The organism is Burkholderia cepacia GG4, assembly GCF_000292915.1.
Classification (GTDB): Bacteria; Pseudomonadota; Gammaproteobacteria; order Burkholderiales; family Burkholderiaceae; genus Burkholderia; species Burkholderia cepacia_D.
Genome location: NC_018514.1, coordinates 1756092 through 1780591 on the forward strand (window position 1 = coordinate 1756092; position 24500 = coordinate 1780591).

The following is a 24500-nucleotide window of genomic DNA, read 5'->3' on the forward strand; positions in this document are numbered from 1 at the left end:
CAAGGAGACGAATCATGCAGCTTCAGCAAACGAAGGTAACCCCGCGGTGGTTGCAAGTATCAGCTGCCATAGTCGGCAACGCACTGGAATGGTACGACTTCGGCATCTACGGCACGCTTGCCATCATCATTTCGCAAGTTTTTTTCCCGGATGCCGGCCTGTACTCCGGGTTGCTCCTGACGACCGCCACTTACGGAGCGGGATTCGTCACGCGACCGCTGGGCGGCATCGTCATCGGGATCTATGCGGACAAGCGCGGCAGAAAGGCGGCACTCCAGCTGATCGTCGCCTTGATGGCGGTGTCGATGCTGATTCTGGTGTTGACGCCATCCTATGCGACCATCGGCATAGCGGCGCCGATACTGGTTCTGGTCTCTCGCCTACTGCAAGGCCTCGCCTCCGGAGGCGAGTTCGCGTCCGCCACCGCTTACCTGGTGGAAGCCGCCCCGCCCCATCGAAAAGGCCTGTACGGGTCATGGCAGATGACCGGCCAGGCCATCGCGATGCTGCTCGGCGCAGTCTCCGCGCTCGTGCTGACGTCCGTATTCACCAAACAGCAACTCCTGGACGGGGCATGGCGGATTCCGTTCGCGCTCGGCTTGGTGATCGCACCGGTGGGCTGGTGGATTCGTCGGCATCTCGACGAGACCCACGAGCCGACCCAGGCTCGGTCGGCCGGAACGACCCTGGTCCTGCGCGAACTGTTCAGCCAGTTCCCCAGGGCTATCGCAGCCGCGCTCCTCCTCACCACCAGTGCCACTGCAGGCGTCTATGTGTTCATCAGCTACATGCCGACTTTTCTGAGCCGCGAACTGCACGTGCCGCTGTCCAGCTCGTTCACAGTCCAGTCGATCGCGCTCGTCGCGCTCACCTTGATGGCGCCGGTCACCGGATGGCTGTCCGACCGGTTTGGCCGGAAGCGCGTCATGCTCTCGACGATGATCCCGTTCACGATCCTCACCTATCCGATGTTCCATTGGGTGCAAAGCGCCCCGTCGCTCGCGCACATCGTGATCATCTACGTCGTGCTCAGCATTTTCTTCGGCGGTTTCCTCGGGCCCTTCACGACGGCGCTCGGCGAGCAGTTTCCCGCCGGCATCCGCTCTTCCGGCCTGGCAATCTGCTACAACCTCGCGGTCATGGTGTTCGGAGGGTTTGCCCCGTTCAATGTCACTTTGCTGATCCATGCAACGGGTCTGCCGCTGGCCCCGGTGCTGTATAGCGTGGCGGGCGGCGTGCTCGGCGTAGTCGGCTGCCTGCTCAGCACCCCGCCTTCCGCACGCGAGCAGCGCGATACGGCGCTGGTGGTCCCGTAAGCCGATCCCCCGGCATGTCCTTGCGCGCCGGCACGTGTTGTCGGCGCGCAAGGCATCTCCGAACGCCGCGATGCTGCAACACGCGGCCATGGCCCGGATATGCAACGACGTTCGCGAGTGACGGGGACCGGCGACGGTATCAGTCGCCGTCAGCCCTCGGACGCGCCAGCTTCTCGCTTTGCGCACTACGGATAAAGCCGTCACGGTTTGGCATCACCACGGCAGGGAGCGTCTTTTCATTCATCACGGCAGGTGCGGGAATCACGCCGTTGCGCGACAGAATGAACGCGACGAGCGCGTAGACCTCGTTGCTGGTCAACGAGCCCGGGGCCGTCAGCGGCATCGCGCGCCGGATATAGTCGAACACGCCGGTTGCGTATGGCCAATAACTCCCGACCGTTTTCACGGGCACATCGTCAGCCAGCGTCCCGATGCCGCCAACGAGCCGCGGAAATGCGCCTCGCTCCGGAACAGAAACGCCCTCCCCATTCGCGCCATGACATGCCGCGCACCGCATCGCAAATACGGCGGCGCCCTCTGCCGCCGTTCCATGTCCGATCGGAAGCCCGGTGCCGTCGGGTACGACATCGATATCCCATCCTGCGATCTCCTCGGCCGTCGGGCTGCGGCCGACATGCATCGACGGCTTCGCAACGGACTGCGCGAATACAGTACACGCGGTTCCCGCGTATATCGCACTCGCGAGCAGCAACCTACGCAGGGTCTGGTCAGACGCGAACATTGGTCACCTCCCCGTTGCGATCGACCTGCCAGCTCTGGATGCCGTTCAAGTGATAAACCGAATTCACGCCGCGCGCCTGGATGATGCTCTGCATCGACGGCTGTTCGTATCCCGTCTCGTCTACGCACCGACTCTGCAGGATGGCCGGTGAGCCATCCCAGTCCCAGTCGAGCCTGAATCTCGTCAGGCACTTCGAGAGCACCGGTTCCTGAAGCCGGGCACGGCGCCAGGTCCGTCCGCCATCGGTCGATACATCGACCTGCCGGATTTTTCCTTCCCCGGACCATGCGAGACCGGAGATCTCGCGGTACCCGGACTTATCCAGCAGCATGCCGCCCGAAGGAGACGTGATGACGGACTTCGCCCGCATCACGAAATTGAACTGCCTGGCCCTCCCGCCTTTCAGCAATTCCGTGTAGTACGCGGTCTCCTCGTAGGTCTCGAACGGCGCAGCGCCGAATTTCAGACGCCGCAACCATTTGATGTTCATGTTGCCTTCGTAGCCCGGCACGAGCAGTCGCAACGGATAACCCTGCGACGGCCGCAGCATTTCGCCATTCTGCGCATAGGCAAGCATCGCATCGTCGAGCAGCTTTCGCACCGGAATGCTGCGATCCATCGCTGCCGCATCGGCCCCTTCGGCAAGTGCCCAGGTCGCTTTCGGGTCGATCCCGACATCGCTCAACACTGTCGAAAGCAGAACCCCGGTCCATTCCGAGCAACTGAGCAGTCCATGCGTTTGCTGGACGGTCTTGCCCGTGGGCCTGCGCCATTCCGTCGACGTATTGCCCGAACATTCTATGAAATGCATGCGCGAGACGCTCGGATAGCGCATCAGGTCGTCCATCGTCAGCATCAGCGGTCGCTTGACCATCCCTTCGATCAGCAGTCGGTGTTGCGAAGGGTCGATGTCCGGAACGCCCCCGTGGTTGCGTTCAAAATGCAGCCCGCTGGGCGTCACGATGCCGTGAAGGTGTTGTAACGGTGTGAAGTTCCACGAGGCCAGGTCGATTGCCGTCGTGGTGGTCGGAATGCGCACGACATTCTTTTCGTACGAAGACGGCGTGCCGTATCCGGTCAGCCCTCGTCCCGGTGCCATCATCCAGGCCGGGCGACCGGGAGGCACATTCGTCCCCTCGGAGGGCTCTTGCGACCCCGCTGCACGATTCCGACCACGTGCGGATTCCGAACCTGCGTGAGCAGTGCCGACGCTCAACGCCGCGCTCGCGCCCAATGCGGTCGATGCAATATTCTTCAATGCAGTACGCCTGCTGATCTTGCCCACGTCTCCCATTCTCTCCTCCAGGGTGGATCGACCATGCCGACCAGGCAACATGACAGCATGCATCGCGTTGTCGGCAGACCAGGGTCGCGGCCCTGGCCTGCCCGATAAAGATTCGCTTCCTTCACATCGTCGACGTGGCGTCTTCGCGCCCGCGTCACGGTTTCATGACGTCCCCGTCATAGAGCATCTGATAATGCTTTTGTCCGCCCGCCTTGAACGTATGGAATCCATTCTGCAGAAAGGCGGAAAGCAGATTGGCACCGACCAGGAGGACAAATACGCCGATCACGATCGATCGCGGAATGGAGGGCGAGCCAACCGCCAGTTGTTCGTTGCCCGTGGCGACCGGCGCGTGCAACGCCAGCATGACCACGCAATACATCAGCGCGACGGTAAAGGCGATGTACGACCATGTGTACATATGCAGGCCGAAAATCGCCGATCCGGTGGGGGTCGTGTACGGCGGGGCCTTCGCGAACATGAACAGCAGGCTGATCAGCCCGCCGATCAGGGCCCCGGATGCACTGAGAACGTAGTTCCAGGCGCTCACCCCGAATCGCATGTTCAGCAACAGGCCGCTGCCGAACAACATGAATCCGACGCGAATCAGATTGCAGAATGCGCACGGCAGTTCACCGAGCACGAGCTGATAGTAAAACGCCTCGATCAGGACAAAACAAACACCCGCAAGCGCGGCCACATCGATATTCCGGAGATTTCGACCGTCACGTTTCATCACCACGACCCCAGCTTCGAGAGATCGGCCATGTGATGACTGCCGTGAAACACGGTCCACACGACGACCAGAAGCGCACAAACCATCCACAGGAGGCGCGCGTTTTTCTGATTTCGCAACGACGTGATCGTCGCCGCGAATGCCACCAGCACCGGGATAAAGCCAATAAACATTTATTGATTCCAGTTATCGGTTTAAAAATTTGTTTCCTGACCGAATTTAAGACATCGCGACATGACTGTCTGTCGAGTATTTGACGTTGTATATATAGGAACAGACAACCTTCACGCGTGATTCGTGTTGGCGAATCACCTGACTCGTCGAGGCAATCGAAGGTTGACCGCTTGTTCGAAGGCGCCTGATTGACGCACATCCCGGCACGCGTTTCGTGTCGTCGTGCCGGGATTGCAGGGCCGGGGTTCAGCGCCCCTTGAGCGTCATGAACAGCATGATGAGTGCCGAGATTGCGCTGCAGCAGACCAGGAAGTAAAGGCCGTACGCATACGATCCCGTCATATGGATGACGAAGCCGATCGCCGTTGGCGCCAACGCTGAAAATCCGTTTGCGAGGCCATTCATCAGCCCGGACCCGATGCCGATTGCATTGCGCGGCACGATATCCTGCAGCATCGTCCAGACCGGCGGAAAAGCGAAACCGAGTGCCCCGATGCCAAGTGAGAGCAGAATCGTGGCCATCACCGTGTTACTCAACGTCGCGCCGAACAGCACGCCGAGGCTGACAACGACCATTGACACGAAAATCAGGGGCGCCCGCTGTCCGGTCCTGTCACAGACATACCCCGACGCGATTTTCGCGACGAACGCCAGAATCCACGGCAACGACGAAAGGACACCCATCTCACCCCACGAGAACCCCTTGGCCTCCTTGAGATAGGTCGGCAACCACGTAATCGTCCCCCAGAAGATTGACGCGTGGAAGGAATAGTACGAAACCAGAAGCCAGAACCGGTAGTCGCGAGTGAATGACCGGGTGCCCGCCGCGAGCGAGTCACCCGTCTCCGGCGAACCGTCTCCAGGCTGGAGGCCCGCCTCGATATGGTCGAGTTCCAGCTCATTGACTTTCTTGTGCTGTCGCGGCGTATCCGTCGTCATGAACCAGACGAGAGCCAGCGGGATCAACCCCAGCGCACTCAGGATCACGAAACTCGACCGCCAGCCGCTGACCTGAATGATCATCGTGAACAAGGGCATCGCCAATGCCGGCGCAATCGACAGCCCGGTCTGCCACACCGCGTTTGCCTTGCCTCGCTCGGACACCGGGAACCACTCCTTCACATACTTGCTCTGCATCGGAAAGTGCAGTCCCTCGCTCATGCCCAGCACGGCCCGCGACACCAGAATCGTCATGAACGCAGTCGCCATCCCGCCGACCAGTAACGACAGGGCCCAGCACGCAATCGACAAGGCCATCGCCTTGCGTGCGCCGATCCTGTCACCGAGCGGGCTGAGAACAACGTTCCCTACACCGTAAGCGATCAGAAACACCGTCATCAGGAGACCCTTCTGCACCGCATTACCGGCGATGCCCATTTCCGCAAGAAATGTCGGATCGACGACCAGGATCGAAACGTTGACCCGGTCTATATAAGAGAAAAACAGGACTGCGAGCAGAATCGCCGCCAACACATGACGTTGGCGCGTCGGACGGTCGGTCAGAGCCAGAACCGCTTTGTTCGACAACATGGGGGTCTCCTCCATAAGACGGATCAAATGACTTCTGATCCGTCTTTATTTCCATCGCTCCGAGACGGAGCGATGCCGGGTCACTCGATCGTATAGGCGAGATAGTCTTTAACCACTTCGTCGTTGAGCGCCTGGCCCAGTCCCGGCACATCGGGAACCTTGAAGCGCCCGCGATGCGGTTGATAGTCGTTCACGCAGAGTTCACGCACACAGGACTTCAGCGCATAGGTGTGGTGCTCGTGAATGACGAAGTTCGGGATCACTGCTTCCAGATGCAGCGACGCAGCCGTCGACACCGGGCCGCCGCAGACATGTACCTGCACCGTTGCATCGTAGATGTTGGCCATGTCGCAGATCTTCTTGCCCTCAGTAATGCCGCCGACCAGGCACAGGTCCGGCTGCACGACCGCCAGCGTCTGTTTTTCGAGGAGTTCCCGGTATCCCCAGCGCGTATAGGAGCGCTCACCGGTTGAGAGCGGAATGTGCGTGTTGGCGGAAATCTTCTCGAAATTCTTCGAGTTCAGCGGGTTCACCGGCTCTTCATAGTAGAAGATGTTGTACGGCTCAATGGCGCGCGCGAACTGAATTGCCGAATTCGTACCGAGCAGCGAATGAATCTCGCAGATGATGTCGACCTGTGGCCCGACCGCGTCCCGAATTGCCGCGATGCGCTCGACGCCCATCTGAAGATCGTCGTAACGCAATATCCCGTAGTTTTTCTGGTTGATTTTGGCAACGCCCGTTTTCACGCCGTCGCGGCCGATCTGCAGCGGATCCACCTTCACTGCGTCATAGCCTTCTGCGAGAGCAGCCCGAGCGCTGGCCGCATACTGCTCCGGCGTCACGTTCTGCGAGTACTCGTCGCCCCAGCCGAACTGCAACTGGCTCGCGTAAGTCCGAAGGTCGTCGTTCGTCTTGCCGCCAAGCAGTTGATACACCGGTTGGTTCATGACCTGGCCGCGGATATCCCAAAGCGCGATATCGTAGGCACTGATGCCGCCATAAACGACCGGCCCGCCGCCTGCACCCCAGTAGGTGGTTCGAAACAACAGCTCCCACAGCGCCTCGACCTTCATCGGATCGCGCCCCAGCACGAACGGGGCGAAATCGCGCAGAATCCCGACGGCAGCTTTCGCGCCCGCACCATACGCAAGCCCTACCTCGCCGATACCGCTGATTCCCGCATCGGTATGCACGCGAACCATGACCGGATTGAACTTCGCCATGGCCGGATCCTTCCGGTTGACCTCGCAATCGAAAATCTCGACCTTTGTTATCTTCATATATCCTCGAATATAAAAAATACACAAACAATTGAACCGGCACGCCGCAAAGCGCAGGGCATGAAAAACAAGTGTCGACTCGAACAGGATTCACTCGGGGAAGCACACTTCACCCGCCCAATAAACCAGAGTGGTCTAATTCCCGGTGTCCGGCAATCCTGCTACCGAGAAGTCGTCCTCCCTGGTCAATTAATTTCGAATAACTAACTTATAGATACCAGGTTCTTAAGTTTCTCGCCTCTCGCGAGCCTTCTCAGATTCTCGGAGACGATGTCCTTAATATTGTCAGGAACGATATCCGACACGGCCCCTGCAACATGCGGAGTAATGATAAGGTTCGGGGTCGACCAGAATGGATCGCTGCGAGGCAATGGCTCCGGGCTGGTGACATCGACGGCCGCGCCGCCCAATTTCCCGGAACGAAGCGCATCGTCGAGATCGGTCTGGTTGACGATGTCTCCCCTCGCTACGTTGATGAAAAGCGCACCATCCTTGAACCGGGAGAACGCCTCTCGGTCGAACATGCCGACCGTCTCCGACGTCGACGGCACCGCAGCGACCACGACGTCGGCCTGCGAAACCACCGTTCGGAAGTTCACGATCTCCGCGATTTCGTCGACGAAGGCATCGCCCTCGCCCGCGCGATTCAAACCAATGGTGCGCATCGAGAATGCTTTGGCCCGAACGGCCAGCGCCCTGCCGATCCTGCCGTATCCGACGATCGCGATCGTCTTGCCGTAAAGGGATCGCGACGAGTCCGAGTAGGTGCGCCCCCATTGCCGGGCCGCTTGCAGAAACAATGCGTCCGGAATGCGCTTGCTGAGTGCGAGAACGAGCATCATTGCATGCTCGGCCACCGCAATCGACCAAGCGTCGGCAGCATTGGTGACTTTTGCGCTCGGCGGAAAACCATACTTCACCAGATTCTCAAACCCCGCGGACATCAACTGAATGAGCTGTAGCCGCGTGGATCGACCGACGACGTCTGCGATCTCCTTCGTGTACGACGGACCGGTCGTGACGAGCACATCCGCATCGGAGATCATCGCGGCCAGCTCAGATGCGTTGTCGGCCGGCATGATTTCAAACGGATCATTGTCCAGTTCCATCGCGACCAGCGATCGCGCCAACGAACCAAGATAAGCCACTTTCATTCGAATCTCCCGATACACGCGCGATTCTCATCGCGTTGACTGCTTGTTACGACTCGCGATCGATTGCAGCCGCCCGAAGAACACAGCGAAAGTTTAGGTATCCATCGAATACAGCGTCAATGAATGGCCTCGCGCGCTGGCCTGCCAGGATTATGAAAATGCCGATTGACACAGGATTCGAAAGCCGATCAACGCCGGCCAATCGGGATGCGGACCGGACGCCAAGGACGGGTACGGTTGGTGAAGCGCCGTGTCGTGCTTCGGCGAAGCAGCCTTTCAGTAACGCTCGACGAACCGCTATGAGTCGCATGTTGATGCGCGACGCTCATTCAAGCACCACAGGTGAACCGGCGCCGCAAAGGCATCGCCGAAAGCACTAGAGAGGAGCATGGAACCCGCTTGACGCGCCCCGAGGACTTCCGGAGAGCGCGAGGTGCATGAATAGCCGGCAGGCAACGTCACCCGTCGAAGGATCGAAGGAGATTCTTTTCCCGAGGCGAAAAACTCGTCTTGATATGTTTCTGGAGTCTTTCGCAGGCCAGCTCCACGTGACCGTCGGTCAACAGTTCGACGACGGAACGATGCGATTCGAGGGACGCGTTGTAGTGAGCGTCGGGAAAGGTCAGGAGGCTGCGCATCGTCCAGATTTTGATTTCTATGTTTCCGTAGGCCTCCGTCAGGTACTTGTTTCTGGCACAGACAAATGGAAGTCGGTGAAACTCGCGGTCGAGCATCCGATATTCGAGGTGATGGTTGCTCCGGAATGTCAGTGTGCTGGCCTTTTCCAGATTTTCCTGCATGCACTGCAAAAATATCCGACGGTTCGATTCCATCGAAATCCGGATGGCAGCGCACTCGAGAACTTCTCTCAAGGTGTTGAGCTCATCGAACTCCTCGAGATCGAGCGAGAAGACAAACGTTCCGACCCTGGGCCGAACGTCGAGCAAACCGACTGCCGACAGGCTCGCCAATGCATGACGAATCGTCGCCCTGCCAGCGCCAAACCGCGTGGTCAACTGGTCCTCGCTGATCTTCCCCCCCATCTCGAATTCACCGGTGGCGATCAGCTCCTTGATCTTCTGTTGCAGCGCTACGGAATCGGGAGCAGCGCAAAAGCGATCTTCCATTTTCTGTCACTAGTACATTTCAGGATCCTGTGTGCGGATCAGAGAATCGCGCACGGCCACCTCAGCGCCGGCGGCAGCGATGGCACCCGCCAATGCGGGTGCCATCGCTACACGGGGAACGTGTGCACGTCGGATTTCAATGCAGGACCTTCGCGAGGAAATCTCGAGCGCGCTCCGATCGCGGTGCGTCAAAGAAGCTGTCCTTCACGCAGTCTTCCACGATGATGCCGGCATCCATGAACAGAACGCGGTCCGCAACTTTGCGGGCAAAGCCCATCTCGTGCGTCACGCAAACCATCGTCATCCCTTCCTGCGCGAGCTCGATCATCACATCCAGGACCTCGTTAATCATTTCCGGATCGAGTGCAGATGTCGGCTCATCGAACAGCATGGCATGGGGATCCATCGACAACGCCCTCGCTATGGCCACACGTTGCTGCTGTCCTCCGGACATTTGTCCCGGATACTTCTGCGCGTGACACTTGAGCCCCACACGCTCCAGAAGCGTCAGCGCCTTGTCCTCCGCCTCGTCGCGAGGCCGGCGAAGCACCTTTAGCTGCGCCAGGGTCAGATTTTGAAGAATTGTCATATGCGGGAACAGTTCGAAATGCTGAAAAACCATCCCAACTCGCGACCGAAGCGACGACAGGTTCGTCTTCGAATGTCCCACGCTGACGCCATCGACCGTGATCGAGCCTTCCTGAAATCCTTCAAGACCGTTGATCGTCTTGATGAGTGTCGACTTGCCAGAACCGGACGGTCCGCATACGACGACGACCTCACCTTTCTGAACCGCAGTCGTGCAGCTATCGAGCACACGAAACTGGCCATACCACTTCGAGACGTTATTGATGTCGATCATGTTGGGTTACCTATCCTGCAAGTGCATTCAACGTTGGGGGCCGAGCGTTCGCCACGGGTCAATGTCGGGTCCGCAGCGTCAGACGCCCTTCGAGCCGGGTCTGAACCGCACCCAACAACGAACTCAACACCCAGTACAACGCCGCCACGGCCAGATACAGCGGCAGCGGCTGGAATGTCGTTGCAATCACCTCTTGCGCAGACCGCAGCAATTCCGTCACCGTGATCACCGATACCAGCGATGTATCCTTGATCAGGCTGATCAACGTGTTCCCCATCGACGGAACCGCGAGGCGCAGTGCCTGCGGCCCGACCACGTACCGCAGCGTCTGGAAATAGGTGAGCCCCAGGCTGTGGGACGCACTCCATTGCCCTCGTGGAATACCGAGGATCGCCCCACGCATGCTTTCGGAAAGATAGGCCCCGGCATTGAGCGTCAACGTGAGCACCCCGGCCGCGGTCGGAGACAGCGAGATACCCACGTCGGGAAGCCCGTAGTACATGACGAACATCTGAACCAGCAACGGCGTGCCGCGCATGATACTGACGTAAGCCTGAGCGACACGATCCAGTACGCGATTGCCGCTGATTCTCATCACCGCCACAGCGGCGCCGACGATGAGACCGAGGACCATCGCGGCAATCGCAAACTTGATGGTCAACAATGCACCCATCAACAGGACGGGACCGGAGCTCAGAATTAGATTGAATTGTTCCATCTGTTCGTTTCCTGCGTGCGGCACGCTCTATCGGCAATCAAAGGTTCAGTTGCCCGTGGGATGGGTCACATCGGTACCGAACCACTTCTTCGAGATCGCGGCGAGCGTACCGTCCTGTTCCATCGCGCTCACCGCCCCATTTACCGCCGCCGCGAATTTCGGATTACCTTTTCGATACGGAATGCCGATCTGCACGTCCGTGTTCTTCATCAATCCGCCCCCGCGAACCGCGACCTTCGAGGTCTTGATCAGATACGGAACGAACAGGCGATCGTTCAGGTACGCATCGGCTCGCCCGCTCACGAGATCACTGAGCGCTTCGGACATCCCCGGATAGGTCTGTACGATGATGCCGGGAACCGACTTGGCATAGTCGGCGTAGTTGGAGCCGAGCGTGACGGCAACCCGCTTCCCTTTCAGCTCGTCGAGGCTTCGGTACTCCTGCTTGTCATCGCGCCGTTCCAGGACCTGAACCGCGGAGTACGCGTACGGCGGGGTGAAATCGAGAGATTGACGGCGTTGCGGCGTGATCGACACCTGGTTGGTCACGACATCGAATTTCCCGGCCTGCAGGCCGCCAATCAGACTGGACCATTCCGACGTGAAGAATTGCGGCTTGACACCCAGCTTCGCGGCCACTCCGCGCGCCACATCCACATCGAAGCCCTGCAACTCGCCGCTCTGGTCCCGGTAGTTGAACGGCGGGTAGGTTCCCTCCATCCCGACCATCAGGACACCGCGAGACTTGACCGTATCGAGCAGGTCTTCCGCGTGTGCTGAAAGGATCGAACCAACCGTCGAAATCGATAGGATTCCGAATACAATAGCATTCTTGAGTTTCACTTCTGCATCTCCTGTAGCGTCTAATTGATACCAGAAATCAAGGACTAACGCGTGCCTCAACTTGAGTATCGGCAGCTATAATTTTCGACACAATTGACTTTTTCTCTCCACAGTCGAGCGTTTTACTCACAAATGTGGGCGCAATTCGACCCCCGAAACATCACGGGTCGCGCCTCGACAACTCGCCGTGACCCGGCCGTTTAGCCAACGGTATTCAGAGGGTGTCCGCGTTCACGCACACGCATGGACAGGCACACGGCAAGCAGTATTGCCGGCACCCATTCAGCGTCCTTCAGGCCCCCGTGATCCGATGACTCAAGTTGCTTCGTATTCAAACCGCGGCAAACCGACTGAATCCTGCACCGCCCGGTCCCAATGCGGAATGTCCCCGATATCGGCAACCACGAAATCGATGAAGTTGCGCACGAGCATGTTCGCGTGCTTCGATCGGTAATACATCGCATACAACGTATGCGTGATGATCGGTCGGTGATCCGGCACGACAACGCGCAGCGCGCCCTGAACCACATCGGATGAGACGAGATACGTGGGCAAGCACGCAACCCCGAGGCCCTGCAACGCAGCTTCGTGTAGTGCCAAACTTGAATTCGAATCGAGGACCGACTTGACCGGTATCTGCTGTACCTGGTGGGTGCGCTGCCCGTCACTGAACGTCCATGCGCCATTTACGGTCATAGCGGGGTAGACCAGGCACCTGTGTTGCATAAGATCCGCCGGCTCGCGAATCGACTCGTTCGAATCGAGATAGGCGGGTGCCGCGCAGTACACCCAATGTATCGTTGCCAGTTTTCTCGCGGCGTAGCTGGAATCCGCCCTGCTGGTAATGCGGATCGCGAGATCGAAGTTTTCCTCGACGAGGTTGGTCAGCCGGTCTTCAAGTGCGATCGACGCACTCACCTGTGACCGGGCATCCAGATAGCGGCCCAGGATCGGCGTGAGTTGTTTGGAACCAAAGGCCATGGAGCACGTCAGGCGCAGATTCCCTTCCGGGCTCTTCGATTGACGCGCCGCGTCCAGGGTGACTTCGAGATCGGCCAGTATGTCGTTGGCACGCTCGAAAATGATCCGACCGCTGTCCGTCAAGGTCAGGCTTCGCGTCGTGCGCTTCACGAGGAGCACCCCGAGCCGGTTTTCGAGTTGCGCAAGGCTCTTGCTGACTGCCGACGGCGACAGGTTCAACTCTCGGGCAGCAGCGGACAGGCTTCCCAATTCCGCTATTCGAACGAAAGCGGTGATCTGAGTCAGCGACGCAAAGTTCTTCATAACACGACCAAATCAATCCGAACCGGCGCGGTCACGCCGCGACGACGCGTGCATCGACCACCAGTGCCGGACCGGCCCGACGAGCGCCGTGTCGTCACGCCGAGATCAAGGCCGGTCCAATGAAAGCGCGATTTCCCGGCCGGGAGAGGTGATGCGACCGCCCACGGCGAGGCCATGTCCGGTCGCGTGGCACTGTTACTTGTTCGCTGCCGGCAGTGCGGCATGCGCGTCGAGTACGCGTGCCGAATACACGGCAGCCGCACCGGCATTCAGTGCTATCGCTACGCCGAGCGCTTCCGCGATTTCTTCTCGCGATGCGCCGCGCTCAACGGCCGCCTTCGTATGAAAGCTGATGCAGCCATCGCAGCGGGTCGTCACCGCTACCGCAAGTGCGATCAGCTCATGAATTTTCGGCTCAAGATGCCCCGTCTTGACGGCACTACCACTGATCTTGCTCATCCCCTCCATCACATCCGGGCTCATCGAAGTGAATTCACCGAATCGCGCCGACAGGGCATTGCGATAGGCATTCCAGTCTTTCATCAGCGTCATTCTCCTTTAGTTACACCAGGTCTCAGTACACCATTCTTCTCTTCGGCCGAACATCGAGACTGAACCGAACGATTCCGCGAACTTCAAGGCGGTCGATGGACAACTCGTTGCATCGGATCCACACCTCAGTGAAGACGATCCACTCATGTCTCGACGCCCTCAGCCGAGCACTGCCGGAAGAGGCGGTCGGGTCTCTTATAGTCGTCTCCACCGAGAGCTATTTTTTGCCGCCCAATCGACCTCCGCAAACGAGATATTCTGTTCGTCACTGAAAGAAAATCTTCGGCGGCCCACTTCAGGTTAGTCCCAATCAACTGACAAAAAGAAGAACGCGACGTGCAAGGGATCAAACGTCATCAGAACGTTGACGTAGCGCAAGTCGCCCGCGCGCACTCGAAACGACTGCGTCGGATATCGAACGCTCAGCCCCCGCAGAATGGAAAGCGACACAAGCGGTGCGAGCAGCGCGAAGAGAGACGTCGGAATGCCCAGAAACCCTTGACTGGCGGAAGGCAGCAGGAGTCGAACCTACCCGGGAGTGTCTGACACCCCCAACCGGATTTGAAGTCCGGCCGTACCACCGGATACGAATGCCTTCCGTGGGGAAAAGAACCAAAAGAGCGAGAAGAACGACGAGCGCCTACGCCTGTACACCCACCCAACCGCTGTCAGGCCGCAGGAAGTGAAGATCGCGGTGGAAGCGAGTATACCCAACCCGATCGAAGAACTCGAGAATCTGGATCGCGCGCTTGCGGCCGAGCCCCGTCGCGTCGCGGAACGTCGCTGCATCGAGCCCGCCGCCGCGTGTCGGTGCGAGATGCGCCACCAGCCCGGCCAACTCGCACACGACTTCCGCGTGATAGAACAGGTCACGCACGACCTGCTGCACATCGCCGCGCCGCGCGAGCTTGCGCAGCAGCGTGCGCACGGCCTCCTCGGCCGCGCCCGTGTCGCGCGCCAGATCGCGCACCCACGGCGGATCGAAGCGCCCCGCATGGAGCAGCGGCAGCAGTTGCTGCGCCAGCGCTTCCTCGCGTGCATCGAAACTCACGGAATGCGACGGCAGATGCAGCCACGGCCCGCTTCGTGCAACCTCCCCGCCCGCCACCAGCGCATCGACCAGCGCACGCCACAGCGCATCGCCGACGAGCGGCGCCGCCATCCGCCGCAAGCGTGCCGCATCGAGTCCCTGCTCGTCCGGCATGCGCTCGTGATACGCATGCAACGTGTCGATCGCGCGCGCCTGTAGCGCCTGCCAGTGCACCCGCGCCATCACCGTGCCGTCGTTCGACGCGCGCTCGCGTTGCCCGATCGCCAATGCATCGTCCGGCAGCGCGAGCGCGTCCGGCGCAAACCCAGTCAGGTGCGTGAGCATCGTGCGTGCGATGCCGAGCGGCGCCTGAGCGAGCAGCACATCGAGCCGCCCTTCATCGAGCCACGCCGCCAACGCGTCGAGCCATGCACGGCGCGCTGGCGTACGACGCTTGCGCGCGGGCCCGAACGGATCGAGCACGCGACCGCCGCCGACGGTGCGGGTCGCTTGCGGATTGCGGACGATGAAGCGATCGCCCGGCAGCGCGAACACGGGTTCGTCGAACACCAGTTGCACGCGCATCGTCTGGCCGGCCGCGAGCGTATCGCCGTCGAGCAGCGCGACGTGCGCGACGCGATGCAGCGTGCCGAGATGCACGTGCAGCGGCGCCCAGTGCGTCAGCGTGAGCCCCGCATCGGCCAGCAGCGCCAGCTCGACGTCGAGACGCGGCGACGTCGCGACGAGCCGCGCATCCGCGACGGTATCGCCGCGCTCGACGTCCGTCTTGTCGACGCCGGCCAGGTTCAGCGCGCAGCGCTCGCCCGCGCGGCCCGCCTCGACCGGCCGGTTCTGCGCATGGATGCTGCGCACGCGCGCCGCGCCGCCGGTGCGCACGACGGCGAGCGTGTCGCCGGTCTCCACGCGGCCCGCGAACGCGGTGCCCGTCACGATGGTGCCCTGCCCGGCAAGCGTAAACACGCGATCGACCGCGAGCCGGAACAGGCCGTCGTCGCGACGCGCACGCCACGCCTGGGCCGCATCGGCAAGATGACGCTTCAATGCGGCGACACCGGGATCGTCCGCGCGCGTGGCGCAGGTTTCGAAGATCGGCGCGCCGTCCAGCGTCGAGCCGTGCAGCCATGCGGCAATCTCGTCGCGCACCGCCGACACGCGCGCGGCGTCGACGCGATCGCACTTCGTCAGCGCGACCGCGCCATGCGCGACGCCGAGCAGTTGCAGGATCGCGAGATGCTCGCGGGTCTGCGGCATCACGCCATCGTCGGCGGCGATCACGAGCAGCGCGAAGTCGATCCCGCTCGCGCCGGCCGCCATCGTATGAATCAGCTTCTCGTGGCCCGGCACGTCGATCAGCCCGAGCACGTCGCCGTTCTCGAGCGGCGTATACGCATAGCCGAGTTCGATCGAGATGCCGCGCGCCTTCTCTTCCTTCAACCGGTCGGTGTCGACGCCCGTCAGCGCCCGCACGAGCGTGGTCTTGCCGTGGTCGATATGTCCCGCGGTACCGACGATCATGCAGCCGGCCCCGCGATCCGCGCGCATTGCGCGACGAAAACCGCTTCGTCTGCGGCTTCGAGGCAGCGCAGGTCGAGCCGCAGCGCGTTGTCGGCGACGCGCCCGATCACCGGGCGCGGCCATTCGCGCAGCCGCTTCTCGAGCTGCACGAGGGCGCGGCCACCGCGCTTGCCGTCCGGCGTGCGCACGACGAGCCCGGCGCTCGGCAACTGATCGACCGGTAGCGCGCCGCTGCCGATCTGGCTGAACAACGGTTCGACGCACACCTCGAAGCCGCTGCCAAGCGCCGCCTGCAGCGCCGGACGCACGCGTTCGGCCGCGTCGGCGATGTCGCGCTGCGGCCGCGTCAGCAGGCGCAGCGTCGTGAGCCGGTCGCGCAGGAATTCTGGCGCCTGGTAAAGCCGCAACACCGGTTCGAGCGCGGCGAGCGTCAGCTTGCCGACGCGCAGCGCGCGCTTGAGCGGATGTTTCTTGATCTTCGCGACGAGCGCGCGATCGCCGACGATCAGGCCGGCCTGCGGCCCGCCGAGCAGTTTGTCGCCGCTGAACGTGACGAGATTCGCGCCGGCAGCGACGGTCTCCTGCACGGTCGTCTCGTGCGGCAAGCCCCATTGCGACAGGTCAGCGAGCATGCCACTGCCGAGATCGACCGCCACCGGCAGACCGTGCTCGCGCGCGAGCGGCGCAAGTTCGGCAAGCGTCACTTCCTTGGTGAAGCCGCTGATCGCGTAATTGCTGCAGTGCACCTTCATCAGCATCGCCGTGCGCGGGCCGATCGCGTCCGCGTAGTCGTGCAGATGGGTACGGTTGGTCGTTCCGACCTCGTGCAGCTTCGCACCCGCACGTCGCATGATGTCCGGAATGCGGAACGCGCCGCCGATCTCGACCAGCTCGCCGCGCGACACGATCACTTCGCGTTGCGGCGCGAGCGCCGACAGGGTCAGCAGCACGGCCGCCGCATTGTTGTTGACGACGGTCGCGGCTTCCGCGCCCGTCAGTTCGCACAGCAGATCGTCGATCAGGTCGTCGCGGTCGCCGCGGCGGCCGGTTTCGAGATCGAATTCGAGGTTGACGGGGTGCGTGAGCGCGTCGACCACCGCGCGCACCGCGGCGTCGGGCAACAGCGCGCGCCCGAGATTGGTGTGCAGCACCGTGCCCGTCAGGTTGAACACCGGTCGCACGGCGCCCGCGCTCTGCGCGGACAGCGTGCGGGCGACCGCTGCCGCGATGCGCACCTCGTCGAGCGGCTCGGCCGCTGACGGATCATGCTGCGCGGCGGTGCGCCAGCGTTCGAGTTCGGCGCGCACGGCATTCAGGACACGCGTGCGCCCATAGTCGGCGAGTAGCGGCTGCAGCGGCGCCGACGACAGCACGCGCTCAACGGACGGCACGCGTGCGAGGACGGCATTCAGTTCATTCAAACCCGGTTCGGTCACGTAATCGTGGCTCCATTTCCATGCACGGCAGGCAACCGGGGCCGGCGCTCGCGCGCCCGCCCCGGCTCCATGCCGTCAGTCCGCCTCTGCTTCGCGCGACATGTCCGGCCACAGCAGCGGGTTCGGCGAACTGCGCTGGTAGCCGGCTTCGTTCATCAGCAGGTCGAGCGTGAGGCTCGCGAGATCGTCCGCCAGCGGCTCGAACTCGTAGTCCTTCTCCTGGTAGCCGATCTTGCGATAAGTTTTGCATTCGTCGCACGATTCGGCCTTGACGGCCTCGCTGCCGCCCTCGATCCCGTGGTACGCGATGCCCTTGGTCGAGTCGCAGTGCGAACATTTCGTGCGCACCATGTGCCACTCGGTCGTGCACAGCCCGCACTGCAGGAAACGGTAGCCCTGGAACTGGCCGCCGACGCGCACCACGCTCGCGACCGGATGCGTGCCGCATACGGGGCACAACCCCGGCTGGTCGAGATACGGCACGTCGGCCGGTGCGATGCGGCTCGCGAGATCGGTCCAGACGACCTGCAGCGCGGCCATCACGAACGGCGCGGTGGCCGGATCGACTTCGGCGAAGCGCAGCGCGAGGATCGCGTCGGCCTGCGCGTCGAGTTCGGCGGGCGCCATCAGGCGCAGCCGGTCGAGCAGCTTCGCGAGCGACGGATTGACGAGCCCGGCGCTGTCGACGCGGTCGAGCAGTTCATACAGAACGGCACGCCACTGCGGGTCGCGCTCGCCGTCGAGCGCCGGCACGAGCGGCATCGAATGCTGCTGCGCCCGCGCGATCGCTTCGGGCGACGGCAGCGGCAGGTTCAGCGCCTGCAGCGTCGCGTGCTGTGCATCGGCGACGGTCGCCATCAGCCGCAGGTAGCCGCTGATCGGGTTCAGGTCGGCGAGCTTGCGCAGCCGCGCGGCGCGCGCCGCGAACGCGGTGCTGCGCTCCGGCAGGCGAAAGCGCGGAATGGCCGAATGATCGAGCGCCGAGATCTCGGTCGGTTCGAGAATGCGTTGTGTCACAGATATGTCATCCAAAAAAACAAGCGCCGACGAATCGGCGCTTCTGGCGATTCCGCCGGTTGGCGGAACGATACGCCGCAACCGGCGTACCGCCCCGCTCCGATGCGTTACTTCACGCTTTCACGGAACCACTTCGGGTGATGCTTGCGGGCCCAGCCCAGCGTGACGGTGCCGCGCACCATCGCCCCGATCGAGCCTTTCACCCACAACGCCGCGTAAATGTGCACGATGATGCTCGCGATCAGCACGAAAGCCGCCGCGGCATGCACGACGGCCGCCGCGCGGATCACCCCGATCGGGAAGTAGAACGAGAAGTAGCGCCGCCAGATCACGATCCCCGACAGCAGGAGCAGCAGCAGGCACGCCACCAACGTGAAGAATAGCAGCTTCTGTCCGGCGTTATATCGACCGACGGGCGGCAGCTTGTCTTCCTGGTTGGTCAGCACGTCGCCGATCTGCTTCAGCCATTGACGGTCGTCCGCGTCGAGCGCGTTGTGATGCCAGAAGCGCACCACGAGAATCGCGAACGACACGAACATCACGAGCCCGACGAACGGATGCAGGATCCGCGTCCACTGGCCGCCGCCGAACAGCGCGGTGAGCCAGAACATCGACGGATGGAACAGCGCGAGCCCGGACAGCGCGAGCAACACGAACGTGATCGCGGTGATCCAGTGGTTCGTACGCTCGTTCGGCGTGTAGCGGACGATCAGGTTGGGGTCGTCGTGCTTCATTTTGCGTCCTCCTTGATGCGTCGCGCCTCGTCGCGGGCGGCGGCTTCCTCGTCTTCGCTGACCTCGTTCGGACCGATCCGGGTGTAGTGGAAGAACCCGGCCAGCGCGGTCAACGCAAGGCCGGCGACCGCGAGCGGCTTCGCGATCCCCTTCCACAGCTTCACCATCGGGCTGATCGACGGATTGTCGGGCAGCCCGTGGTACAGCGACGGTTTGTCCGCGTGATGCAGCACGTACATCACGTGCGTGCCGCCGACGCCCTGCGGGTCATACAGCCCCGCATGCTCGAAGCCGCGTTCCTTCAGGTCCTCGATCCGCTCGGCCGCGTGCTGCTTCATGTCCTCCTTGGTGCCGAACACGATCGCGCCCGTCGGGCAGGTCTTCACGCAGGCCGGTTCCTGGCCGACCGCGACGCGGTCGGAACAGAGCGTGCACTTGTACGCGCGATGATCCTTCTTCGAGATCCGCGGGACGTTGAACGGGCAGCCGGTCACGCAATAGCCGCAACCGATGCAGTTCTCCTCGTGGAAATCGACGATCCCGTTGTTGTACTGCACGATCGCGCCCGGCGACGGGCACGCCTTCAGGCAGCCCGGATCCTCGCAGTGCATGCAGCCGTCCTTGCGGATCAGCCATTCGAGGTCGCCGGCCGGGTTCTCGTATTCGGCGAACCGCATCACCGTCCACGAGTGCTCCGACAGGTCGGCCGGGTTGTCGTATACGCCCACGTTGGTGCCGACTTCGTCGCGCAGGTCGTTCCACTCCATGCATGCCGTCTGACATGCCTTGCAGCCAATGCACTTCGATACGTCGATCAGCTTCGCGACGCTCCCGGTCACCGGTTCGCGCGCCGTGGGCGGCGGCGTCGTGGTGGCCGAGACGCGCTTGATATCCAGCGATTGCAATGCCATCTCTTCCCCCTTACGCCTTTTCGACCTTCACCAGGAACGACTTGAATTCCGGTGTGTACGAGTTGCCGTCGCCTACGGACGGAGTCAGGGTATTGGCGAGATAGCCGGGCTTCGTCAGACCCTTGAAGCCCCAGTGCAACGGGACGCCGACCGTCTGGACCTTCTTGCCGTCGATCGTCAGCGGCTTGATCCGCTTCGTGACGAGCGCGACCGCGACGATGTAGCCGCGCTTGGACGACACCTTCACGCGATCGCCATGCGCGACGCCGACTTCCTTCGCGAGGTCTTCGCCGATCTCGACGAATTGCTCGGGCTGGATGATCGAGTTGAGCCGCGCATGCTTGGTCCAGTAGTGGAAATGCTCGGTCAGCCGGTACGTCGTCGCGACGTGCGGGAACTCGGACACCTTGCCGAACGACGCGCGGTCGTCCGGGAACACGCGGGCGGCCGGGTTGTTCAGCGCCTGCGGGTTATCAGGGTGCAGCGGGTTCGCCGCGAGCGGTGTCTCGAACGGCTCGTAGTGCTCGGGGAACGGGCCTTCGTTCATCCCCGCGCGGGCGAAGAAGCGCGCGACGCCTTCCGGGTTCATGATGAACGGCCCCATCCCGTTCTCAGGCGGTTCGTCCGCCTTGAAGTCCGGGATGTCGACGCCCTTCCACGCGCTGCCGTTCCAGCCGATCAGCTTGCGGGTCGGGTCGAACGGCTTGCCGCTGACGTCACACGATGCGCGGTTGTACAGGATCCGCCGGTTCGCCGGCCATGCCCACGCCCAGTTCAGCGTCTGGCCGATGCCGGTCGGGTCGGAGTTGTCGCGCCGCCCCATCTGGTTGCCGGCCTGCGTCCACGCCCCGCAGAAGATCCAGCAGCCGCTCGCGGTCGTGCCGTCGTCCTTCAGCTGCGCGAACGCGGCGAGCTGCTCGCCCTTCTTCACGAGCGGCCTGGCCGGATCCTTCGGGTCGGGCAAATCGGCGAGCGCACGCCCGTTGAACTCCATCGCGAGCTCTTCGGGCGTCGGGCTTTCCGGGTTCGCGTACGGCCAGGTCAGGTTCAGGATCGGGTCCGGATACTTGCCGCCGTCCGTCTGGTACATCTTGCGCATGCGCAGGAACAGCCCCGACATGATCTCGAGATCGCTGCGCGCCTCGCCCGGCGGCTCCGCACCCTTCCAGTGCCATTGCAGCACGCGGCTCGAACTGACGAGCGAGCCGTTCTCCTCCGCAAAGCACGTGGTCGGCAGGCGGAACACCTCGGTCTGGATCTTCGACGAATCGACGTCGTTGTAGTCGCCGTGATGCTTCCAGAACTCGGACGTCTCGGTCGCGAGCGGATCCATGATCACGAGCCACTTCAGCTTCGCGAGGCCTGCCGCCGTTTTCACCTTCGACGGCGCCGCCGCGAGCGCGTTGAAGCCCTGGCAGATGTAGCCGTTCAGCTTGCCGGCATTCATCAGCTCGATCGTCTGCAGCAGGTCGTACTGCTTGTCCAGCTTCGGCAGGTAGTCGTAGGCCCAGTTGTTCTCGGCGGTCGCCGCATCGCCCCACCACGACTTCATGAAGCTGACGTGGAACGCCTTGTAGTTCTTCCAGTAGCTCAGCTGGTTCGGTCGCAGCGGCAGTTGCACGCGCTGCTTGATGTAGCCGTCGAAATCCTGCTCGGACTGCATCGGCAGCGTCATGTAGCCCGGCAGCAGGTTCGACATCAGCCCGAGGTCGGTCAAGCCCTGGATGTTCGAGTGGCCGCGCAGCGCGTTCATCCCGCCGCCGGCGATGCCGATGTTGCCCAGCAGCAGCTGCACCATCGCGCCGGTGCGGATGATCTGCGCGCCGATCGAATGGTGGGTCCAGCCGAGCGCGTACAGCACCGTGCCGGCGCGGCCGGGGACGGCCGTCGTCGCAAGCATCTCGCACACCTTCAGGAACTTCTCCTTCGGCGTGCCGCAGGTTTGCTGGACCATGTCCGGCGTATAGCGCGCGTAGTGCTGCTTCAGCAGGTTGTACACGCAGCGCGGATGCTGCAGCGTCGGGTCGACCTTCACGAAGCCGTCGTCGCCGCGCTCGTAGTCCCAGCTCGATTTGTCCGGGTACGCGTGCTTCTCCGCGTCGTAGCCGGAATAGATGCCGTCGTTGAACGCGAAATCCTCGCGCACGATGAACGAGAAGTCCGTGTAGTTCTTCACGTACTCATGCTGGATCTTGTCGTTCGTCAGCAGATAGTTGATGACGCCGCCCAGGAAGACGATGTCGGTGCCGGTGCGAATCGGCGCGTAGTAGTCGGCCACCGAGGCCGTACGCGTAAAGCGCGGGTCAACGACGATCAGCCGCGCCTTGCGGTGCGCCTTCGCCTCCGTTACCCACTTGAAACCGCACGGATGGGCCTCGGCTGCATTGCCGCCCATCACGAGAATCACGTCCGCGTTCTTGATGTCGACCCAATGGTTCGTCATCGCTCCACGGCCAAACGTCGGGGCAAGACCTGCCACCGTCGGGCCATGTCAGACACGCGCCTGATTGTCGAATGCGAGCATCCCGAGACTGCGGACCGTCTTGTGCGTCAGGTAGCCGACCTCGTTGCTGCCCGCCGACGCGGCCAGCATGCCGGTGGTCAGCCAGCGGTTGACCTTCGCGCCGTCTTCCGCCGTCTCGACGAAGTTCGCGTCGCGGTCGGCCTTCATCAGCTTCGCGATCCGGTCGAGCGCGTCGCCCCACGAGATGCGCTCCCACTTGTCCGAGCCCGGCGCCCGGTATTCGGGATGCGTCAGGCGGCTCGGGCTGTGGATGAAGTCGATCAGGCTCGCGCCCTTCGGGCACAGCGTGCCGCGATTGACGGGATGGTCGGGATCGCCTTCGATATGGATGATGCTCGGCTGCGCGTTCTTCGCGCCGTCACCGAGGCTGTACATCAGGACGCCGCAACCCACTGAACAGTAAGGACAGGTGTTGCGCGTTTCGACGGTGCGCGCCAGCTTGTACTGTCGGACTTCGGCGAGCGCTTCGGTTGGAGAAAAGCCCATCAGGGCTAGACTCGATCCGGCAAGCGACGTGGCCGTCACCTTCAGGAACTGGCGCCGGGACATTTGTAGCATGATGGTCTCGGCGTTTTTGTGGGGTGGGGTGCAACTGAAAGGAATTATAGACAGTTCAAGCAACTATGATCGAATCATCGGATCAATACTGATTTGTCTGATCCACCGATGCCCCGCGTTCAACGCGCAACCGAACCGTCATGAAACGACAGATCACCTCCGAGGCCACCCGCCTCGCGCAACAGCAGGCCAACTGGGCACTCGACGCATTCAAGCGTTTCTCCTCCGACCGCTGCTCGGCGATGGCCGCGAGCATCGCGTTCTTCTCGGCGTTCTCGCTCGCGCCGACGCTCGTGATGGTGATCGCCGTGGCCGGCTGGTTCTACGGCGACGACGCCGCACGCGGCCAGGTGTTCGAGCAGGCACACCAGTTGATCGGCAACGATGCGGCGGCCAGCATCCAGACGATCGTGCAGAACGCGCATCGCGCGGGCCAGCGCGGCGGCATCGCAACGCTGATCTCGTTCGCCGCTCTCGCGCTCGGCGCGTCGGCCACGTTCGCATCGCTGAACACGGCGCTGAGCGTGATCTGGCCGAGCACCGAGAACCGCTGGTCGAGCATGCTCGGGCTCGTGCGCGTGCGGCTGGTCTCGTTCGGGCTCGTGCTCGGCGTTGCGTTCCTGCTGATCGTGTCGCTCGTGCTCGATACCGCGATCACGTTCATCGGTACCTGGCTGCTGGGCAATTCACCCTACGTCGCGATCACCAACCTGCTGCAGTTCTTCGTCGGCATCGCGGTGCTCGCGGGCGCGTTCGCCGCGTTGATGAAGTTCCTGCCCGACGCGCGCGTCGCATGGCGCGACGCGACGATCGGCGGGATCGTGTCCGCGATCCTGTTCTCCGGCGGCAAGAAGCTGTTCGCGCTGTACCTCGCGCACGCGGGCACCGCAAGTGCGTTCGGCGCGGCCGGATCGTTCGCGGTCCTGCTGATGTGGTTGTACTTCTCGGCGGCCGTGCTGCTGCTCGGCGCGGAATTCGCAGCCGCACGCGGCGATGCGCATCGCCGCACCGGCAACGTACCGGTAACGGCCGCGCCGGCGGATCGCACCGCCGATCGCTCGCGCGGCAACTGATTGCCACCGCGTTGCTTTGCACGCAGCCGAGCGCCGAGTGTGCGCGGCGCACTGTCGCCGTACGCGACTCCGTGC

Annotated in this window: 21 protein-coding genes and 1 tRNA gene; 2 read left to right on the forward strand and 20 right to left on the reverse strand. The window is 62.3% G+C overall.

All coding sequences use genetic code 11. From position 1 onward, the window contains the following. The first annotated feature begins 14 nt into the window (after positions 1-14). Positions 15-1316, forward strand: a complete 1302-nt coding sequence (locus tag GEM_RS23525) for an MFS transporter (RefSeq protein WP_014899910.1) — start codon at positions 15-17, stop codon at positions 1314-1316. Positions 1317-1455: 139 nt separating this feature from the next. Here GEM_RS23525 and GEM_RS23530 read toward each other — a convergent pair whose 3' ends face one another. The 20 genes from GEM_RS23530 to fdnG all read right to left on the reverse strand — a co-directional run bounded on the left by GEM_RS23530 (position 1456) and on the right by fdnG (position 23352). After that, positions 1456-2058, reverse strand: coding sequence for a c-type cytochrome (locus GEM_RS23530; RefSeq protein WP_014899911.1), 603 nt, complete (start codon positions 2056-2058; stop codon positions 1456-1458). Next, positions 2045-3352: a sulfite dehydrogenase gene (soxC, locus tag GEM_RS23535; RefSeq protein WP_014899912.1), complete on the reverse strand. Its 1308-nt coding sequence runs from the start codon at positions 3350-3352 to the stop codon at positions 2045-2047. The genes GEM_RS23530 and soxC overlap by 14 nt, the downstream gene beginning before the upstream one ends. Positions 3353-3497: 145 nt before the next feature. Then, a complete protein-coding gene (locus GEM_RS23540) occupies positions 3498-4079 on the reverse strand; it encodes a disulfide bond formation protein B (RefSeq protein WP_014899913.1) in 582 nt (193 codons plus the stop codon). Then, positions 4079-4252, reverse strand: a complete 174-nt coding sequence (locus GEM_RS31955) for a hypothetical protein (protein WP_014899914.1) — start codon at positions 4250-4252, stop codon at positions 4079-4081. The genes GEM_RS23540 and GEM_RS31955 overlap by 1 nt, the downstream gene beginning before the upstream one ends. Before the next feature lie 247 nt (positions 4253-4499). Further along, positions 4500-5783, reverse strand: coding sequence for an MFS transporter (locus tag GEM_RS23545; protein WP_014899915.1), 1284 nt, complete (start codon positions 5781-5783; stop codon positions 4500-4502). Positions 5784-5863: 80 nt separating this feature from the next. Then, positions 5864-7009, reverse strand: a complete 1146-nt coding sequence (locus GEM_RS23550) for a mandelate racemase/muconate lactonizing enzyme family protein (protein ID WP_272148397.1) — start codon at positions 7007-7009, stop codon at positions 5864-5866. A gap of 260 nt (positions 7010-7269) precedes the next feature. Further along, positions 7270-8220, reverse strand: coding sequence for a D-2-hydroxyacid dehydrogenase (locus tag GEM_RS23555; RefSeq protein ID WP_014899917.1), 951 nt, complete (start codon positions 8218-8220; stop codon positions 7270-7272). Between the two features lie 458 nt (positions 8221-8678). Beyond that, the gene (locus tag GEM_RS23560; RefSeq protein ID WP_014899918.1) at positions 8679-9347 is read right to left on the reverse strand and encodes a GntR family transcriptional regulator; all 669 of its coding nucleotides are present in this window, start codon (positions 9345-9347) and stop codon (positions 8679-8681) included. 136 nt (positions 9348-9483) lie between these two features. Next, on the reverse strand, positions 9484-10209 hold the full coding sequence (locus GEM_RS23565) for an amino acid ABC transporter ATP-binding protein (RefSeq protein ID WP_014899919.1): 726 nt from the start codon (positions 10207-10209) through the stop codon (positions 9484-9486). Between the two features lie 58 nt (positions 10210-10267). Continuing rightward, positions 10268-10927, reverse strand: coding sequence for an amino acid ABC transporter permease (locus tag GEM_RS23570; RefSeq protein WP_014899920.1), 660 nt, complete (start codon positions 10925-10927; stop codon positions 10268-10270). Between the two features lie 45 nt (positions 10928-10972). Continuing rightward, positions 10973-11770 carry a transporter substrate-binding domain-containing protein gene (locus GEM_RS23575; protein ID WP_014899921.1) on the reverse strand — a complete coding sequence of 266 codons (798 nt, stop codon included), beginning with the start codon at positions 11768-11770 and terminating at the stop codon, positions 10973-10975. A 315-nt stretch (positions 11771-12085) separates the two neighbouring features. After that, on the reverse strand, positions 12086-13054 hold the full coding sequence (locus GEM_RS23580; protein ID WP_014899922.1) for a LysR family transcriptional regulator: 969 nt from the start codon (positions 13052-13054) through the stop codon (positions 12086-12088). Between the two features lie 195 nt (positions 13055-13249). Continuing rightward, the gene (locus GEM_RS23585) at positions 13250-13600 is read right to left on the reverse strand and encodes a carboxymuconolactone decarboxylase family protein (RefSeq protein ID WP_039319903.1); all 351 of its coding nucleotides are present in this window, start codon (positions 13598-13600) and stop codon (positions 13250-13252) included. Positions 13601-14109: 509 nt separating this feature from the next. Beyond that, positions 14110-14205 (reverse strand) — tRNA-Sec (locus GEM_RS23590). A 41-nt stretch (positions 14206-14246) separates the two neighbouring features. Further along, positions 14247-16172 (reverse strand): selenocysteine-specific translation elongation factor, encoded by a 1926-nt coding sequence (gene selB, locus GEM_RS23595; RefSeq protein WP_014899924.1) that lies wholly within the window; start codon positions 16170-16172, stop codon positions 14247-14249. Continuing rightward, the gene (gene selA / locus GEM_RS23600) at positions 16169-17608 is read right to left on the reverse strand and encodes an L-seryl-tRNA(Sec) selenium transferase (protein WP_014899925.1); all 1440 of its coding nucleotides are present in this window, start codon (positions 17606-17608) and stop codon (positions 16169-16171) included. The genes selB and selA overlap by 4 nt, the downstream gene beginning before the upstream one ends. Positions 17609-17683: 75 nt before the next feature. Next, a complete protein-coding gene (gene fdhE, locus GEM_RS23605; protein WP_014899926.1) occupies positions 17684-18625 on the reverse strand; it encodes a formate dehydrogenase accessory protein FdhE in 942 nt (313 codons plus the stop codon). Between the two features lie 107 nt (positions 18626-18732). Beyond that, positions 18733-19359, reverse strand: coding sequence for a formate dehydrogenase subunit gamma (locus tag GEM_RS23610; RefSeq protein WP_014899927.1), 627 nt, complete (start codon positions 19357-19359; stop codon positions 18733-18735). Further along, complete coding sequence (gene fdxH / locus GEM_RS23615) at positions 19356-20270, reverse strand: formate dehydrogenase subunit beta (protein WP_014899928.1); 915 nt, start codon at positions 20268-20270, stop codon at positions 19356-19358. The genes GEM_RS23610 and fdxH overlap by 4 nt, the downstream gene beginning before the upstream one ends. A 10-nt stretch (positions 20271-20280) precedes the next feature. Beyond that, on the reverse strand, positions 20281-23352 hold the full coding sequence (fdnG, locus tag GEM_RS23620; protein WP_080599468.1) for a formate dehydrogenase-N subunit alpha: 3072 nt from the start codon (positions 23350-23352) through the stop codon (positions 20281-20283). A 140-nt stretch (positions 23353-23492) separates the two neighbouring features. Between fdnG and GEM_RS23630 the strand changes: the two genes are divergently transcribed. Next, complete coding sequence (locus GEM_RS23630; RefSeq protein WP_014899931.1) at positions 23493-24425, forward strand: YihY/virulence factor BrkB family protein; 933 nt, start codon at positions 23493-23495, stop codon at positions 24423-24425. Positions 24426-24500 lie beyond the last annotated feature (75 nt).

Bases quoted from the DNA above. Each gene is read 5' to 3' on its own strand.
- GEM_RS23525 (WP_014899910.1), top strand. From the start codon at position 15: ATGCAGCTTCAGCAAACGAAGGTAACCCCGCGGTGGTTGCAAGTATCA.
- GEM_RS23530 (WP_014899911.1), bottom strand. From the start codon at position 2,058: ATGTTCGCGTCTGACCAGACCCTGCGTAGGTTGCTGCTCGCGAGTGCG.
- soxC (WP_014899912.1), bottom strand. From the start codon at position 3,352: ATGGGAGACGTGGGCAAGATCAGCAGGCGTACTGCATTGAAGAATATT.
- GEM_RS23540 (WP_014899913.1), bottom strand. From the start codon at position 4,079: ATGAAACGTGACGGTCGAAATCTCCGGAATATCGATGTGGCCGCGCTT.
- GEM_RS31955 (WP_014899914.1), bottom strand. From the start codon at position 4,252: ATGTTTATTGGCTTTATCCCGGTGCTGGTGGCATTCGCGGCGACGATC.
- GEM_RS23545 (WP_014899915.1), bottom strand. From the start codon at position 5,783: ATGTTGTCGAACAAAGCGGTTCTGGCTCTGACCGACCGTCCGACGCGC.
- GEM_RS23550 (WP_272148397.1), bottom strand. From the start codon at position 7,009: ATGGCGAAGTTCAATCCGGTCATGGTTCGCGTGCATACCGATGCGGGA.
- GEM_RS23555 (WP_014899917.1), bottom strand. From the start codon at position 8,220: ATGAAAGTGGCTTATCTTGGTTCGTTGGCGCGATCGCTGGTCGCGATG.
- GEM_RS23560 (WP_014899918.1), bottom strand. From the start codon at position 9,347: ATGGAAGATCGCTTTTGCGCTGCTCCCGATTCCGTAGCGCTGCAACAG.
- GEM_RS23565 (WP_014899919.1), bottom strand. From the start codon at position 10,209: ATGATCGACATCAATAACGTCTCGAAGTGGTATGGCCAGTTTCGTGTG.
- GEM_RS23570 (WP_014899920.1), bottom strand. From the start codon at position 10,927: ATGGAACAATTCAATCTAATTCTGAGCTCCGGTCCCGTCCTGTTGATG.
- GEM_RS23580 (WP_014899922.1), bottom strand. From the start codon at position 13,054: ATGAAGAACTTTGCGTCGCTGACTCAGATCACCGCTTTCGTTCGAATA.
- selB (WP_014899924.1), bottom strand. From the start codon at position 16,172: ATGATCGTCGGTACCGCGGGACATATCGACCACGGCAAGACCACGCTC.
- GEM_RS23610 (WP_014899927.1), bottom strand. From the start codon at position 19,359: ATGAAGCACGACGACCCCAACCTGATCGTCCGCTACACGCCGAACGAG.
- fdxH (WP_014899928.1), bottom strand. From the start codon at position 20,270: ATGGCATTGCAATCGCTGGATATCAAGCGCGTCTCGGCCACCACGACG.
- GEM_RS23630 (WP_014899931.1), top strand. From the start codon at position 23,493: ATGAAACGACAGATCACCTCCGAGGCCACCCGCCTCGCGCAACAGCAG.